This window comes from Caballeronia hypogeia, assembly GCF_001544875.2.
Classification (GTDB): Bacteria; Pseudomonadota; Gammaproteobacteria; order Burkholderiales; family Burkholderiaceae; genus Caballeronia; species Caballeronia hypogeia.
The window spans coordinates 17,254-33,505 of sequence record NZ_FCOA02000015.1; the positions used below are offsets into that span (position 1 = coordinate 17,254).

Genomic DNA, 16,252 nt, shown 5'->3' on the forward strand with positions numbered 1-16,252 from the left:
CGCCGTGTTTTTTCAAATCATTCGATGTGCGCATCGGCCTCGAGCGCGAGATCGGCGCGATCGGCCGTGCGTGTTTTCGTGCCGAGCCACGCCGAATAACCCAGACGGCCGTAGCGTCCCGGCTGCGCGGTCGGAACTTCTTTCGCGACCAGCACGAGCTGCGCATCCCACGCAAGCTCGCCGTTCAGATGCCGGCGAACCAGCGCGACGAGCGTCGGCAGCGCGCCGCCGCCCGGCAGGAACGATTCGTACTGCGCGAGCGTGAGCGGCCCCAGCACGATCCGGAAGGCATGCTGGCGGTCCCACACGCGCGCGCCGAGCACCGCGCCGTGGCCGAGCTGCGCGAAACCCGCCGAATGCGAATGCGACGAATAGCGCGCCGCGCGCGATCGCAGCGCGGTGCGCTCGTCGCGCGGCAGCGTCATCCAGTGCCCGCGATACGGCTCGATGCGCACCGGCACGCGCAACAGCGCCGACGCGATGCCTTCGAGCACGTCGGCGGGACGTGTCTGCATGTTCCAGAGGCCCGCGAAATGCAGCTTTGCGTGATCGGAGACGGCGTCGCGCGCGAGCGTCGCCGGATCGGCATGGCCGATCAGCGCGCCGGTATAGAACGCGAACCGGTCCTGCGCCGGACGATCCAGCCCGTTGACCGGCCGCCCTTGCGCCCACGCGCGATAGAACAGCAGCAAAAAGCGATGCAGCAGGGTATCGAGCAGCCGCGCGAAGGCCGTGTCGCCGTGATGCAGCGCGCGCTCGCGGGCGAAGTCGGTGAGATGCAGCGGCAGTGGCCCGTTCGGCCCGAGAAAGCCGAAGAAGCGCTGCGCGAGGCGCGGCGCTTGCCCGCCGTCATCGCGGGCGAGCGCCGCGAGCGGCGCGGGCGCGAAGGCGAGGGAGACATCCTGCGCGAGCCGCAACGGTTCGTCGGCGGGACGCGCGCCCGCGCCGAGACGCGGCAGGTCCGGCGTGAGCGCCTCGATGCGCCGCATTAGCTGATAAAAGTCGTGGCGATGCGGCTCGGCGGCGACGCCATCGAATAGTTCCAGAAGCGCGCGCGTGTGCGCGGGCGCTTCGGCGCAAGTCGCGGCGGGCGCTGGCCGCGCCGCGGCTAGAAGATCGCTCGCGTGCCGCATCGCGCGGGCAGGCTCAGGATTTCGCCGCGCGCGCCGGTGCGCAACACCGTCTGCACGAACGAATTGATCGACACATAGCGCGCGAAAAAGCGGTCGAGCACGCAGCCGAAGAGCCACGCGCTGCCGCCCTGAAACGCGAGATCGTCGACCGTGACGTCGATCGAAAGGCCGCGCCCGAAGGCGATCGGGCCGGGCATCGGCAGGCGGCGCACGACGGGCTTCGCATCCATCGCGACCACGCCCGCGACCTGATTGCGGCCGGTGTGATCCGCGGGCGCGACGTGCAGCATCAGGAGGGCGCGCAGCGCCGCCGCGGCTTCGCGCGGACCGTTGCACAGCGACAGATAGTGCAGCGACAACTGATCGATCAGACGCCAGGTCTGGGCGGCGTCGAGCGGCGCGGGCGCGGGTCGCGACGGGCCGTTCACGCATTTCACGGCGGCGACGGGCGCGGCGATGTCGAGCGAGAAGTCGCTGCCCGCACCGCCTGGCGCCATCATCAGCGGCAGGTCGCGGTTGCTGCAGAGCGTGTCGAACGACAGTTGCCGCAGCGAGCCGCGATAAGGCGCGGCGCGCGGATCGACGATCGATACATACGTCTCGCTGCCGACGTAATCCGTGCGCGCGCCGCTCTTGCGCCGCGCGGCGGGCACGAGTCGCGGCTCGCGCTCGGTCGTGAAGTAGGCGGCGTCGCCGGGGCGATCGGCGAGATAGTCCGCGTAGAACGGATGAAAGATCTGCTCGCTGTCGTCGTGCGCGCCATAGCCCGCGACGCCCGTGACCGAATGCACTTCGAAATCCAGCGGATGCGTGCGGTCGGGCACCACATGAAAGCGCGCACTCGAATCCGTGACGAGCGCGCGATCCGCGTGTCGCGCAAACAGATTGATGGCGGGCACGCAGTCGAGCAGCACGTTCTCCTTCGTGACGATGCGTTCGAGCGATGCATCGCCCGCGCCGAGCAGAAAGGTGAGTTCGATCTCGCGCGCGGCGTCGAACTTTGGCAACACGTCCGCGAGCCCTTCCATGCGCGCGAAGCGAAAGCACTGCGGCAGCGCGAAATATTCATGCAGCAGCCGATAACCCTGAAACGCGTTCGGCGTGACGGGCAAGAGCGCTTCGTCGTCGGCGAAGCCCACGGGCGAGACCGCTTCGCCCGGCAGCACGGCGAGCGTTTTGCCCGGGCGTTCGGGCGTCGACACGACGATCGCGAGCGTGCCGCCCAGCACGAGTTCGTGAAGCTTGAACGCGATCTCGTCGCCGCCCGCGAAGTAGAGGCTCAATGCATCGAGACGCAGGGCATCGAAGGAAAGGCCCTCCGGCGTCGCGAGCCGGATGCGCAGCGCGCCTTTTATATGCTGCGCAAGCCCGCGCGTGGCGGGCAGAGTCGCGAGCGGCAAATCCGGCGTCTGAGCGAGATAGCGCACGTCGGCAAGCTCGATGGGCCAGAGGGTGAGCGCGGCGCTGGTGCGGAACTCGCAAGGCGTCGTCTGCGCGGGCGCGCGCAACGAATGGAGCGCGGTGTGACGCGGCACGGTGAAGCCATCGGCGAGATTCGGATTGGCGAGATCGGGCGCGAGACGCGCGATCAGCATCGCGGGCGTGGGGCACGCGGCTTGCGGCAGCACGACGTGCGTGAGCTGCTGCGTGAAGCGCGGGAACTCTTCTTCGAGTTTCAACTGGACGCGCGCCGCGAGAAACGCCGTGCCTTCGAGCAGCCGCTCGACATACGGATCGGCGACGTCGATGCCGCTCATGCCGAGCCGCGCCGCGATCTTCGGAAACTGCTGCGCGAACTCCGCGCCCATCTCGCGCAGATGCGCGAGTTCGGTGTTGTAGTGACGCAGCAGGCGCGGGTCCATGAAGTTCCTTTTGCGTGGGCGTCAGCGCGGCAGTTCCATCACCGTGATGCCGCCTTCTTCCAGATCGATCTGCGTGCGCAGCGCGAATTCGAGCGGCACCGGCTGCGCCCACAGGAAGCCGCGAATCACGAGCGCGATCTGGTTGTGCATGTCGAGCACGGAGCGGTCGAGCACGGGTTCGATCTCCAGCGTCGCGGGATCGATGCGCGGCTCGAAGCGCTCGATCGCCGTGCGGATCGCCTGTTCGAGCACCACGGTGTCGACCGTCGAGGCGAAGCGCCCCGACAGGCACGGCAAGCCGTAGTTGAGCACCGAGGCGAACGCGTGCGCGAACGCTTCCTCGACGATCTCGCCGCCGAGATTCGTCGTGTTGAAGAGCCACGAGACGTCGCGCAGCACCGCCGCGCGCAGGCCGCGATGCGTGAGGAAGCGCTCGCCGGGGGCGTCGGTGCGCGAGGCGGGATCGTCGTCGATCAGGCGATCGAGCAGCGTGGGCTGGAGGCGGTCGGCGGCGCTGGGAGCGTTCATCGGCGTGAGCCTTCAACCGATGCGTCGCGTGGAGACGTCGAGCGCGAAGGTGACGTCCGCGCCGCGCGCGCCCTTTTCGGTTTGCGGCGCGCAGGTCATCGTCAGTTGCTGGGCCGAGATTTCAAAGATCTCGCACGGCCGGCCGAAGCGCGGGCTCGTGAAAATCTGATAGTTGCGCAGATAGGCCTGTTCGAGCTTCATCGCGAGGAATTCGATCTGCACGCCGTGATCGGTGCCCGCCGACTTGAAGCAGCGGATATGCGCGAGCGCGAGCAGTTCGGCCTGCGCGCACAGTTTTGCTATGACGGGCGAGGCCGAATCCACCGTGCGGATCACGCCGAGCGCGCTCACGCGCATGTCGCTCGCGTTGAGCGCGGCGGCGTGCTGCACGGCGTCGTAGCCCTGCGCCCAGCGCCAGCCGTGAATCTGCATCGGCGTGTCCCAGTCGGCGCGCTTGGCGGCTTCGCCTTTCACGGGCGTGTTGCTGCGCTTGGGCACGATCTGCAGCAGCATGTCGTCGGATTCCGGCTGCGCGATCAGGTCGAACTGGCGAATGGTGTCGAGCGAAAGGCTGTCGTGCGGTGTTGGCATCGCATTGGTCCGGAAGAACGGTGATCGAAGATAAGACGGCCGCCGCCGTGCGATTTTGAACGCGATCGATATTGAAAATCTCCGTCCGATGTTCGTCCTACCTGCAAGCGCGAACTCGCGCGACGCGAAGCCGGACCACAACGGAGGACCACATGGCTACGATCGACTGCTATCTGAAAATTGACGGAATCGAGGGTGAATCCAAGCACAAGGGTGCGGAAGGCCAGATCGAGGTGCAGTCGTTCGACTGGGACGTGACCAACTCCGGCAGCGCGACTGTCGGCGGCGGCAGCGGTCAGGGCAAGGCGAAGCCGGGGCTCTTCACGTTCTCGCATTTCTACGACAAGGCGTCGCCCACGCTCGCGAAGGACTGCGTGAGCGGCAAGCATCTCGCGAACGCGAAGCTCACCGTCAGCAAGTCGGGCGAAGGGCAGAAGGAATTCCTCACCGTGACGATGAAGCAGGTGACCGTGACGCACGTCGGCATGGGCGGCGGCATGGGTGGCGAGTTGCACGAGAACGTGAGCCTGCTCTACGCGGATATCGAATTCGAGTACAAGCCGCAGGACGACAAGGGCGGCCTGGGCGGCGCCGTCAAGTTCGGCTGGGACGCGTACACCACCGAAGTGCGCTGATCAACCAAGCGGGTGCGCCGATGTCCACCACCGATGCCGCCACGGCGCAGCCGCTCGCAAGCGTCGATACGCCGCTCGCCGACGATCTGCGCTTTCTTTCCCTCAAGGCGAGCGCCGAGCTCGGGCGCATGCCGCGCTGCGAGCTCACGCTCGTGTCGAAGCGCGCGGATATCGACTTCAGCAAGATTCTCGGCAAGCACGTGAAGGTCTCGCTGCGCGTGGACGGCGCGAAGCCGCGCGTGTTCGGCGGCTACGTGGTGAGCTTCCGGCAGACCGGCATGCGCGGGCGTCTCTACGCATATGAAGCAGCGGTGCGGCCGTGGCTATGGCTGCTCACACGGCGCAGCAACTGCCGCATCTTCCAGAACAAGACGGTCGAGGAGATCGTCAAGGCGATCTTCGCCGATCCGGTCTACAAGCAGCTCGAACTGGGCGAGATCAAGTGGAAGGCCAACTCGCGCGCGCACAAGCCGCGTGAGTATTGCGTGCAGTATCGCGAGTCGGACTTCAACTTCGTGAGCCGGCTGCTGGAGGACGAAGGCATCTACTACTGGTTTCAGGACAAGGACGGCAAGGAGTCGCTGATTCTCACCGACACGCTCGCCACGCACGAAAGCGTCGCCGGCTGCGAGTCGTTGCCGTATGGCGCGGTGCTGGGCGCCGCGCCCGGCATGGAATACGTGAGCGAGTGGCGCGTGAATCACATGATCGAGACGCGCAACTGGGTGCTCACCGATTACGATTTCAAGCATCCGTCGCGGCCCTTGCAGAAGCAGGCCGTCAAGCAGATGCCGGGCTTCGACGCGTTTTCCGGGCTCGAACACTTCGATTATCCCGGCGGCTATGTCGAGGCGGATCACGGCGAGAGCCGCGCGAAGTCACGCGCGGACGAAGGGCTGATCGAGGCGAGTGTCCCCGATGATCCGCCCATCAACTGGCATCAGGCCGATGCGCGCAGCAACTGCAAGAGCGTGCGCGCCGGCACGCTGCTGAAGCTCACGCGGCACCCGCGCGCCGACCAGAACGCGCAGTATCTCGTCACGCGCACGCACTACGAGATCGATCTCGCCGACTACGAAGCTTTCGACGGCGCGCAGTCGAACCGTTGCGAATGCTGGTTCTCCGCCATCGACGCGAAGCAGCACTTCACGCCCGCGCGCGTGACGCGCAGGCCCTTCGTGCAGGGGCCGCAGACGGCGGTGGTCGTCGGACCCGGCGGCGACGAAATCCATACGGATCAGTACGGGCGCGTGAAGGTGCAGTTCTTCTGGGATCGTCAGGGCAAGCGCGACGAAAACAGCTCGTGCTGGATTCGCGTGTCGCAGCCATGGGCGGGCAAGGGTTACGGCGCGGTCGCGATACCGCGCATGGGACAGGAAGTGATCGTCGATTTTCTGGAAGGCGATCCGGACCGGCCGATCATCACGGGGCGCGTTTATAACGCCGAGCAGATGCCGCCTTATGAGCTGCCGGGCAACATGACGCAGAGCGGCATCAAGAGCCGTTCGAGCAAGGGGGGCAGCGCCGCGAACTGCAACGAGCTGCGCTTCGAGGACAAGAAGGGCGCGGAGCAGGTGCTGCTGCATGCGGAGCGCAATCAGGACATCGAAGTCGAGAAGGACGAGACGCATCGGGTCGGCAACGACCGCAAGAAGAACATCGACCACGACGAAACGACCGTCGTGAAGCACGATCGCACGGAGAGCGTCGGGAACAACGAGAAGATCGACGTGACGATGAACCGCACGGAAACGGTGGGCGTCAACGAGAGCATCACGATCGGCTCGAACCGGACCAAGACGGTGAAGGCGAGCGAGACCGCGACGGTGATGCTGCAACGCACGCACAGCGTGGGCATCAACGAGACGATCACCGTCGGCGCGGCGCAGGAGGTGACCATCGGCGCATTTCAGGCGGTGACTGTTGGCGCTTATCAGGCGGTGACGGTGGGGGCCTATCACACTGAAACCATCGGGGCGAGTCAGACGGTGAGTGTCGGGTCCAGTCAAAGCGTGACGGTGGGTTCGGATCAGACGGTCGATGTCGGCGGCAATCAGTCGACCAGCGTGAGCGGCGATCAGTCCTTGAGCGTGAGCGGGGGGCAGACGGTGTCGGTCGCCAAGGACGCGAGCGAGTCGATCGACGGCGCGCAGTCAAGCACGGTGGGAAAGGGGCGAAGCACATCGGTAGGCGAGGACGATGCGCTCAAGGTCGGCAAGAACCTCGTCATCGAAGCGGCGGAGTCCGTGGTGATCAAGACCGGCGACGCGAGCATCACCATGAAGAAGGACGGAACGATTCAGATCAAGGGGAAGGATATTTCCGTGATCGGCAGCGGGAAGATCAACGTGAAGGCGGATGGGAACATCACGATGAAAGGGTCGAAAATCCTGCAGAATTGAGCAATGCCGGCGGCGCGCGGAACCACGCACGCCGGGCGCGCATTCACTTCACCACCGCACCCCGAACGTCCCACACAACTCCTCGATCGCCGACGGCGCAAGCGGCGCCGGTTTGGGCTCGCTCATGAGCCACAACCGCGCGGTCTCCTCCAGCTCTTCCAGCGCATACGACGCATGCGACACGCTGCGCTCCCACACGACCGGCCCGAGTCGCTCCAGCAGCACCGCCCGCACCGAAGCCGCGCGCGCCGCGATCTCCGCCGCCGCCTGCGGATCGCCCGGACGCCGGTAACGCACGAGCGGCACGTGTCCGACCTTCATCACGTAATACGGGGTGATGGGCGGCAGCACGTCCTCATCGCTCCACACGCCCGCGAGCGTCAGCGCGACGAGCGAGGTCGAATGCGTATGCACGATGCCGCGCGTCTGAGCATTGCCCGCATAAATCAGCCGATGCAGCTCCAGCGTCTTCGATGGCCGCGCGCCCGACACATGCCGTCCCTGTGCGTCGACCTTCGCGATCTCCGCGGGATCGAGCCGGCCGAGACACGCATCCGTGGGCGTGATGAGCCAGCCGTCGTCGCAGCGCGCGCTGATGTTGCCCGCGCTGCCCACGGTATAGCCGCGCGCGTAGAGACTCGCGCCGATCGTGCAGATTTCCTCGCGCAGCTTCGCGTCGCTGCCAGCGCTGATCATGGGCTCGTTCACGCGCGTGCTCCATCGAGGTAACGCAGCGCCTTCGCGAAGAAATCGCGCGCGCCGAAGTTGCCCGACTTGAGCGCGAGCGCGAGCGGCGTCTCGCCCAGCGCGACGGTCACGGGCACGCCCGGATCGATGGTCGGCCCGATCAGCAGGCGGTCGACGCCGAGCGCCTGCACCACCGCGCCCGACGTCTCGCCGCCCGCCACGACGAACTTGCGCACGCCGCGCGCCTTCGCCTCGCGCGCAATGGCGGCGAGCGCATCCTCGACGAGCTTGCCCGCCGCCGCCACGCCGAACTCGCGCTGCACCGCCGCGACTTCGCCAGGTGCGGCGGTCGCGTAGATCAGAACCGGCTGCGGCGCTTGTTTTTCGATGAACGCAAGCGCCTCGCCGACCACGTCCTCGCCATGCGCGAGCGCGCGCGGATCGACGCGATACGCCGGACGCGTGCCGATCCATTCGGCCACCTGCGCGTTGGTCGCCTTCGACGCGCTGCCCGCCAGCACGAGCGCCGCGCCATCGACGGCGGGCAAATCCGCCGCCCGGTCGTTCGGCTCGATCAGCCCCGCGCGCCGGAAATTCTCCGGCAAGCCAATCGCGACGCCCGAGCCGCCGGTAATCAGCGGGAGATCGGCGCAGGCTTCGCCCAGCGTGCGCAGATCGGCGTCGGTGAGCGCATCGGCGATGGCCAGGCGCACGCCGTCCGCGCGCAGCCGCGCAATCGCCTCACGCACCGCGTCCACGCCCGCCGCGACCGTCGCGCTCGCGATCAGGCCGACTTTCGATTTCGACTGACGCTGCAGCACGCGCACCAGATTGGGATCGCGCATCGGAGTGAGCGGATGGTTCTCCATGCCGGATTCGCTGAGCAGCGCATCGCCGACGAACAGATGTCCGCGATACACCGTGCGCCCGTTCTCCGGAAACGCCGGGCAGGCGATCGCGAAGTCGCCTTCGCTGCTGGCGGCGAGCGCATCGAGCAAGGCTTCGGCGACCGGGCCGATATTGCCCGCATCGGTCGAATCGAAGGTCGAGCAGTACTTGAAGAAAAACTGGCGGCAACCCTGGGCGCGCAGCCAGTCGAGCGCGGCGAGCGACTGCGCGATCGCGTCTTCCGCAGCGATGGTGCGCGACTTCAGCGCGACGACGAGGGCGTCCACTTCGTCGGCTTCATCGACCCCAACGGGCACGCCGATGGTCTGAATCGTGCGCATCCCGCCGCGCACGAGCGTGCTGGCGAGATCGGTGGCGCCGGTGAAGTCATCGGCGATGCATCCCAACACGGGACGAGATTTGGCTGTGTGCATGGTGTTCCTCCGGCCGGCGATTGTATGCCGCCGTGAACGGTTAATGTTAATCCGTGTTAAAAAAATTGACTGTAATGATAAAGAGCGTTAACGTCTGACTTGTTCGACGCAGACACGTCTGCGGCGCGTTACCCACTCACCTCGTTCGCCGGCGCAGTTCGGCCCGGCGACCTTTTTGCGCGAATGCCAAGATGAACTTCGAACTTCTGTTTTCCGCGCCCTCGGCGCAGGCGGGCCGGACCGTGCGCTACGCGCTCACCGGCGCGAAGGGCGGCTTCGCCCGCACGCTGCTCGCGCAGACGCGCCTGATCGAGCGGCTCGTGCCGGCGGCGCTGTGCGATCTCGACGTCGCGGGCCTGCGCGCGATGTGCATCGAACTGGGCTTCGACGCCGCGTCGCTCGTCGAATGCGCGGACGCCGCGAGCGTGGCGGCGCTCGCGCCGGGCCAGATCGCGCTCGTAGCCGATGTCGCGCTGCTCGCCGCGTCGAGCTACGACATCCTGGTGGAAGCGACCGGCAATCCTTCGGTGGGTTATCGCGTCGCGGTGGAAGCGCTCGAAGCGAAGCGCCATGTCGCGATGGTCAGCAAGGAAGTGGATTCCGTCGCGGGCATCGCGCTCGCGCGGCTCGCGGAACGTCAGGGCGTCGTGTATACGACGGCGGACGGCGACCAGCCTTCGAACCTGATCGGCTGGGTGACGTGGGCGCGCGTGCTGGGTCTCGAAATCGTCGCGGCGGGCAAGTCGAGCGAATACGACCTCGTCTTCGACGCCGCGACCGGCAACGTCACGCAACTCGATCAGACCTTCGCCGCGCCGGAACTCGCCGATCTGATGACGCTCGGCGACGACATTCCCGCGACGCTCGCGGCGCGCCGCGAAGCGCTGCGCGGCCGCAAGACGTCGGCCACCGCCGACTACTGCGAGATGAGCGTGGTCGCGACCAACACGAACCTCGTGTCCGACGTCGAACTGCTGCATTACCCGGTCGCGCGCACGACCGAACTCGCCGATATCTATGCGTTGCGCGAGGACGGCGGCGTGCTGTCGCGCGCGGGCGTGATCGATGTCTTCAACATGCTGCGCCGTCCCGACGAGGCGAGCTTCGCAGGCGGCGTGTTCGTCGTCGTGCGTACTTTCGATGCGCCCACGTGGGAGCTGCTCGCGCAGAAGGGCCACGTCGTGAGCCGCAACGGCCGCTACGCGTGCATGTATCTGCCGTATCACTTCATGGGCGTCGAGACGCCGATCACGCTGTTCGACGCCGTGCTCAACGGCAGGCCGTCGGGCGCGGCGAAGCCTGCTCAATGCGTGGTGCTGGCGGGCCGCGCGAATGTCGATATCGCGGCGGGAACGGTGCTGCACATGGGCGGCCATCATCACGACGTGACGGGCGTGCAGGCCGTTCTGCTGGATCGAAAAGGCGCGCCGGCCGATGTCGCGCCGCTGTATCTCGCGGCCCACGCCACGCTCGCGCGCGACGTGAAGGCGGGCGAGCTCATCACCATCGCCGATCTGCGGAACGCCGACGAAGCGCTGCTCGGCGCATGGCAGGCCGGTTGCGCGTAAGCGCGCCGGACCGCCGACGACAAAGACCACATTACTCGAACACTGAATCAGGAAGAGGGGACACCATGCGGGGAGAATTCGGGACGATCGCGATGGCCGCGATCGCCATTGTCGTGCTGATCGTATTGATCGCGCGCTGGCGGCTGAGTCCGTTCATCGCGCTGACGCTGACCGCGCTCGGACTCGGGCTCGCGGCGGGCGTGACGCCGGAACATGCGATCGACAGCTTCACCAAGGGCTTCGGCGGCGCGCTCGCGCGCACCGGCCCGGTGGTCGGTCTGGGCGCGGTGCTGGGCGGCATCATGATCGGCACGGGCGGCGCGGACCGCATCGCGAATGCGTTCGTCGGCAAGCGGCCCTTGTGGCTCGCGCCGTGGACGGTGTGCGCGGCGGCCCTTTTGATCGGCATGCCGCATCTGTTCGACGTGAGCTTCATCATGCTCGCGCCGCTCGTCTATACGATCGCGCGCCGCACCGGCAGCCATCTGCTGTATATCGGTCTGCCGCTCGCGGCGGGTCTGTATGTGTCGCACGGTCTGCTGCCGCCGCATCCGGCGCCGACGCTCGCCGTGTCCGCGTATCACGCCAATACCGGCCTCACGCTGCTCTATGGCCTGATCATCGCGATTCCGGCCGCCGTCATCACCGGGCCGCTCTTCACCGCGTTCGCGCGACGCAGCTTCGGCCCCGCGCCCGATCTGTCGAAGGGCCCGGGCGGCACGCGCACCGACGCCGAAACCGCCAACGATGTCTCGCTCGCGCTGTCCGTGCTGTGCCTGCTGATTCCGCCGGGGCTGATGCTCGCGGGCACCATCGGCATGGACTACAGCGTGAAGGGCACGGCCACGTATGTGTTCTTCCAGTCGCTCAACGATCCGATCCTGTCGCTGCTCGGGGCGGTGATCTTCGCGTTCTTCGCGCTCGGCATCAAAGGCCGTCACCCGCTCGACGACATGCAGAAGATGATCAGCAAGGGCATTGCGCCGCTTTCCGCGATCCTGCTGATTCTCGGCGCGGGCGGCGGCTTCAAGCAGATGCTCACGTCGATTCATCTGGACGCGATCATCGTCTCGCACACGGCGAGCTGGTCCGTGAGCCCGCTCGTGCTCGCCTGGGTGATCGCGGCGCTGCTGCGCGTGTGCGTGGGCTCGGCGACGGTCGCGACCGTGGCGGCTTCGGGCATCGTCGCGCCGCTGCTGATGTCGCATCCGGGCGTCTCGCCGGAACTGATGGTGCTCGCCACGGCCTCGGGCGCGGTGATGCTCTCGCACGTCAACGATTCCGGCTTCTGGCTCTTCAAGGAATACTTCCAGCTGACGGTCGCGCAGACCTTGCGCACGTGGACGCTGATGCTGTGCGTGCAGTCGCTGGTGGGGCTGGCGGGCGTGCTGCTGATCAATATGTTCATCGGCTAAGATAGGCGACCCGCCGCGCGTGTGGGTCGCTTATAGAAGGTTTCCCATGTCGAGCCAGGCCAAAACCGATGCATCCGATGTCCCGCTGATTCCCGATCAGCGGCGCGAGGCCATGCTGCGCCAGTTGCGCCGGGACAAGGTGCTCTCCGTGCATCAGTTGATGGAGTCGTTCAACTGTTCGCACATGACGGTGCGGCGCGATATCGCCGCGCTGGAGGAAGCGGGCTTCGTCTACACGGTGCCGGGCGGCGTGCGCATCGCCAGTCATCTGAACAGCGAGCCGAGCCATCAGTCGAAGGCCGTGGTCGAGCAGCCGCAGAAGCAGGCCATCGCGCGACGCGCCACCGAGGGCTTGCGCTCCGGCATGTCGATCTATCTCGATGCGGGTACGACCATGCTGTCGTTCGTGCCGCATATCGTCGAGCTGTCGGACATGACGGTCGTGACCAACGACTTTCAGATCGTGCGCGAACTCGCGAGCGCCACGCATGTGAACGTCATCCATATCGGCGGGCAGCTCGATCACAAGAACCTGTCGAGCGTCGGCACGCTCGCGGCGGCGACGCTGCGGCAGGTCGTGCTCGATGTCGCGTTCATTTCCGCGAGTTCGTGGGATCTGCGGCGCGGCGTCACCACGCCGTCGGCGCCCAAGGTGGAAGTGAAGCTCGCCGCGATGGAATCGGCGTCGCGCACCGTGCTCACGGTCGCGAGCTCGAAATACGGCACGGTCGGGCTCTACAAGGTCGCGAGCCTCGAAAGCTTCGATCAGGTGATCACCGACGACGGTCTCGCTCCGGCGGCCGCGAACGGCATTCGTCAGTCGGGTATCGATCTGGCGCTTGCGGCGGTCGAGTAATTCGCGGCCTCGGAGCCTTTTGCGAGTGAATGACGGCTCGACTTTCGACCGTTCGATGAAGCAGCCCGATGAATCCGGCGCGGGTTGCAAACCCTCTTTACGTCCCCTACCATCACATCCCGAATCAGAAAGATCGCGCGCAAAGGTCGAGCCGATGCGCGTGGAAACACGCCATCAAAAACAAGTCTGATACCGATTCCGGGAAAACAATGAGTCAATCGACGGCGACATACCGTGGGCACGTATTGGTCGCGAAAGCGGCCAACGGTTCAGCGCAATGCTGGGCATGGAAGGACGGAAAGGCGCCATTCAAGGAGACAGCGCCGACACTCGAACAGGCGGAACGCCAGGCGCGTGACGCGATCGATGCCGCTCTGGGCCCGGCACAAGGCGCGGGTGACGTTGCAGTCGCGGCCTACATTCATGCGTTGAACGCGATTGCGCCGATCAGCGAAGGTCAGCGCAAGATGCTCGTCGCACACTACCGAGCGCCTGATCGCACGATCACCGCGACGCAATTGGCCAAGGCTGCGGGCTACACCGACTATCGCGGAGCCAACGTGCAATATGGCGCGCTCGGCAAGCTGATCCATGAGCAGCATCCGGTTGAGCTGCCGCGTCGGGCAGATCAGTCTCTGGTCTATACGTTTTCGATCGCCGACCCGGACGCCGTCGATATCGGCCGGGCGCTGAACGAGGAAGAAGACGCGCACTGGCGCTGGCCGATGCGGGCCGCCGTGGCCGAAGCGCTCGTCGCGGTGCGGCTGGTCAAGGCCTGACAGGTTCGCCAGCGTCTCTCACTGACTCCTACACGCTCATCTTGCAATCGGTAATAATATGGGATTCCAATGCACTGGCGTGCGTTCCCCTAGTCGATGAGTCATTCCATGTCCGACCTGAAAGTTGACCGCAATGCGAAAACGTTGCGCGAGCTGACGCTCGAAAAGCTCCGCGAAGCTATCGTCCAAGGCTACTTCCGTCCCGGTGCGCGCCTGGTCGAACGCACATTGTGCGATGAACTGGGCGTGAGCCGCACGGTCGTGCGCGAAGTCTTGCGGCATCTGGAGACCGAAGGTCTGGTCGAGATCGTCGCGCGTCAGGGGCCGATCGTCGCGCGCCTCGATTCCACGCAGGTCGCGGAAATCTACGAGCTGCGCGGCCTGCTGGAAGCCAACGCCGCGCGCGCCTGCGCCGAAAAGGTGACGCCGGAGATGATCGAAAAGCTGCGCGCCATCCGGCGCAAGATCGAAAACGCCTTCGCGAACGACGAATTCGCCGAAGTCCTGAGCGAGACCGAAGCCTTCTACGACGCGCTGTTCGAAGGCGCGCAGAAGTCGGTTTCCCTGTCGGTCGTGCGCTCGCTGAACACGCGGATCAACCGGCTGCGCGCACTGACCATCGCATCGACGGGGCGCGGGGCCGAGTCGAATCAGGAAATGAATACGCTGCTCGCAGCCATCGAACGGGGCGACGGCGCCGCCGCCTTCGATGCCTCCGCGGCACACATCCGGCGCGTGTCGGAACTTGCCCAACAGGCGCTCAGCCGGCTTTCCGAGTCCAGCTAAGTCGCCTTTTCGTCTTCCCGCAAACCGCCCAATGGGCGGTTTTTTTTCGCCTGGATTTTTCAGCGACTCCGAGGGTGAGAAGGCGGCGGCGCGGCCTCTGAAGCGAGGCCTATGGCAAAGCCGCGATCGTCGGCACCTCGGGCGAAATCGAGCACGCTTCCGCGATGATCCACACGCTGCGCTTCGGTAATCACTTCCGCAACGCGGTCGGCGCGAAAAGCTATCTGAGCTTCACCAATCTGCGCGGCGGACCGAACTGCCCGCTCACCATTCCGCTGATGCACAAGCACGACGAAGGCATGCGTTCGCACTATCTGACGCTGCAGTTCTCCCTCGTCGATGCCCCCGCGCCCGACGAACTCGTGATCGCGCTGGGCGCGTCGATCGGCGAGCGTCCGCATCACCGCGTCGGCGATCGTTATCAGGACATGAAGGAGCTGGGCGCATGAAGCCGGAGGCGAGCCGCGGGCGGCACGGCGGCCGGCATGCGCTACAGCCTGTATGCGTCGCGCGGGATTTGCGCACGCTGCTGCTGACGGTGAATCCGGCGGGCTACGCGCGCACTTACCGATTGTTCGCGAACTCGGACGCAGCGCATGTCGGACGTCTTGCCGAGCTGCGCATGCCGGCGCTGTTCCTGACCGGCGCGTCACGGTGCTTTACGTCACGCACGATCAGGAAGAAGCGTTGCGCCTGTCGGATCGCATCGCGGTGTTCAACAAGGGGCGCATCGAGCAATGCGGCACCGGCGAGGAACTCTATGCGAACCCGGCGTCGAAATTCGTTGCGAACTTCATCGGCAACTCGAACTTCCTGCCGGTGCGCGTGACGGCGAGCAGCGCGGAACAGTCGAGCGGCGGGACGGGTCGGCATCTTCCACCTGTTCTGATTCTCCATGCGCGTCGCGAATCGCGACGCTTCTTTTTTCGGGTATAGGAATGACTGTGCAACTGAAATCCATGCTGAAGGACGCAGCGCTTCTGCGTCATGACGCGTTCATCGGCGGGCAATGGTGCGCGGCGGATTCTGGCGCGAGCTTCGAGGTGTTCGATCCGGCGAGGGGCGGCTCACTGGGCCACGTGCCGATGATGGGCGAAGCAGAAACGCGGGCCATGCGGCATTGGCCGCATCGATGGCGCGCAGTGGCGCGCGAAGACGGCGGAGGAGCGCGCCGTCGTGCTGCGCCGCTGGTTCGAGCTGATGCTCGAGCATGCGGACGATCTCGCGCTGATCCTGACGTCGGAGCAAGGCAAGCCGCTCGCGGAAGCGAAGGGCGAGATCGCGTATGCGGCGTCGTTTATCGAATGGTTCGCGGAAGAACGAACGCGACCGTCGACATGTGCGTGGCGAAGGAAGAGACCTTCGGGCCGCTTGCGCCGCTGTTCCGCTTTTCGAGCGACGAGGAAGTCGTGCGCCGAGTTCGGACTCGCCGCGTATTTCTACAGCCGCGACATCGGACGCATCTGGCGCGTGGCCGAGCAACTGGAGCACGTCATGGTCGGCATCAACACCGGGGCCATCTCGAACGAGGTCGCGCCGTTCGGCGGGGTCAAGCAGTCGGGACTGGGACGCGAAGTATCTGTGCATTGCCGTCTGAGCATTGATCCGAGACTTCTTCAGCGATGACTTCCGGGCCCGCATCGACGCAGCCCGGGACGCCGCATCTCCGCCTGGCGCCGGGCGACCGC

General features: G+C 66.0%; 13 protein-coding genes and 4 pseudogenes. 11 read left to right on the plus strand and 6 right to left on the minus strand.

The window, feature by feature from the left end:
- Positions 1-17: 17 nt before the first annotated feature.
- Genes tssG through AWB79_RS21340 form a run of 4 tightly spaced genes read right to left on the minus strand, consistent with a single transcriptional unit; the run spans position 18 to position 4,114 of the window.
- Positions 18-1,133: a type VI secretion system baseplate subunit TssG gene (gene tssG, locus AWB79_RS21325; protein ID WP_082862417.1), complete on the minus strand. Its 1,116-nt coding sequence runs from the start codon at positions 1,131-1,133 to the stop codon at positions 18-20.
- Positions 1,109-2,995: a type VI secretion system baseplate subunit TssF gene (gene tssF, locus AWB79_RS21330; protein WP_061169436.1), complete on the minus strand. Its 1,887-nt coding sequence runs from the start codon at positions 2,993-2,995 to the stop codon at positions 1,109-1,111. The genes tssG and tssF overlap by 25 nt, the downstream gene beginning before the upstream one ends.
- Before the next feature lie 21 nt (positions 2,996-3,016).
- A complete protein-coding gene (gene tssE / locus AWB79_RS21335; protein ID WP_061169437.1) occupies positions 3,017-3,523 on the minus strand; it encodes a type VI secretion system baseplate subunit TssE in 507 nt (168 codons plus the stop codon).
- A gap of 12 nt (positions 3,524-3,535) precedes the next feature.
- Positions 3,536-4,114, minus strand: coding sequence for a type VI secretion system tube protein Hcp (locus AWB79_RS21340; protein WP_061169438.1), 579 nt, complete (start codon positions 4,112-4,114; stop codon positions 3,536-3,538).
- Between the two features lie 152 nt (positions 4,115-4,266).
- On the opposite strand from AWB79_RS21340, the gene AWB79_RS21345 reads away from it, so the two are divergent.
- Both AWB79_RS21345 and AWB79_RS21350 read left to right on the plus strand, forming a co-directional pair.
- Positions 4,267-4,749, plus strand: coding sequence for an Hcp family type VI secretion system effector (locus AWB79_RS21345; protein ID WP_061169439.1), 483 nt, complete (start codon positions 4,267-4,269; stop codon positions 4,747-4,749).
- Between the two features lie 20 nt (positions 4,750-4,769).
- Positions 4,770-7,151, plus strand: coding sequence for a type VI secretion system Vgr family protein (locus tag AWB79_RS21350; RefSeq protein WP_061169440.1), 2,382 nt, complete (start codon positions 4,770-4,772; stop codon positions 7,149-7,151).
- Positions 7,152-7,199: 48 nt separating this feature from the next.
- On the opposite strand, the gene otnC is transcribed toward AWB79_RS21350, so the two are convergent.
- Both otnC and otnK read right to left on the minus strand, forming a co-directional pair.
- Positions 7,200-7,847, minus strand: coding sequence for a 3-oxo-tetronate 4-phosphate decarboxylase (gene otnC, locus AWB79_RS21355; protein WP_061169551.1), 648 nt, complete (start codon positions 7,845-7,847; stop codon positions 7,200-7,202).
- An 8-nt stretch (positions 7,848-7,855) separates the two neighbouring features.
- Entirely contained in the window at positions 7,856-9,160 is a 1,305-nt protein-coding gene (otnK, locus tag AWB79_RS21360; RefSeq protein ID WP_061169441.1) for a 3-oxo-tetronate kinase, read from the minus strand.
- A gap of 191 nt (positions 9,161-9,351) precedes the next feature.
- On the opposite strand from otnK, the gene AWB79_RS21365 reads away from it, so the two are divergent.
- The 9 genes and pseudogenes from AWB79_RS21365 to AWB79_RS21400 all read left to right on the plus strand — a co-directional run bounded on the left by AWB79_RS21365 (position 9,352) and on the right by AWB79_RS21400 (position 16,190).
- Positions 9,352-10,728: a hypothetical protein gene (locus tag AWB79_RS21365; RefSeq protein ID WP_061169442.1), complete on the plus strand. Its 1,377-nt coding sequence runs from the start codon at positions 9,352-9,354 to the stop codon at positions 10,726-10,728.
- Positions 10,729-10,793: 65 nt separating this feature from the next.
- Positions 10,794-12,143: a GntT/GntP/DsdX family permease gene (locus AWB79_RS21370; RefSeq protein ID WP_061169443.1), complete on the plus strand. Its 1,350-nt coding sequence runs from the start codon at positions 10,794-10,796 to the stop codon at positions 12,141-12,143.
- Positions 12,144-12,189: 46 nt separating this feature from the next.
- Positions 12,190-12,999: a DeoR/GlpR family DNA-binding transcription regulator gene (locus AWB79_RS21375; RefSeq protein ID WP_061169444.1), complete on the plus strand. Its 810-nt coding sequence runs from the start codon at positions 12,190-12,192 to the stop codon at positions 12,997-12,999.
- Positions 13,000-13,067: 68 nt separating this feature from the next.
- Positions 13,068-13,778: a hypothetical protein gene (locus AWB79_RS21380; protein WP_157695817.1), complete on the plus strand. Its 711-nt coding sequence runs from the start codon at positions 13,068-13,070 to the stop codon at positions 13,776-13,778.
- Positions 13,779-13,886: 108 nt separating this feature from the next.
- Complete coding sequence (locus AWB79_RS21385; RefSeq protein ID WP_061169552.1) at positions 13,887-14,564, plus strand: GntR family transcriptional regulator; 678 nt, start codon at positions 13,887-13,889, stop codon at positions 14,562-14,564.
- 104 nt (positions 14,565-14,668) lie between these two features.
- Positions 14,669-15,013: pseudogene (locus AWB79_RS21390) on the plus strand (amino acid synthesis family protein); the annotation flags it as partial.
- 59 nt (positions 15,014-15,072) lie between these two features.
- Positions 15,073-15,210 (plus strand): annotated as a pseudogene (locus tag AWB79_RS40960) (alpha/beta fold hydrolase); the annotation flags it as partial.
- Between the two features lie 2 nt (positions 15,211-15,212).
- Positions 15,213-15,422 (plus strand): annotated as a pseudogene (locus tag AWB79_RS39140) (ABC transporter ATP-binding protein); the annotation flags it as partial.
- A gap of 80 nt (positions 15,423-15,502) precedes the next feature.
- A pseudogene (locus AWB79_RS21400) lies at positions 15,503-16,190 on the plus strand (aldehyde dehydrogenase family protein).
- The last annotated feature ends 62 nt before the right edge of the window (positions 16,191-16,252 follow it).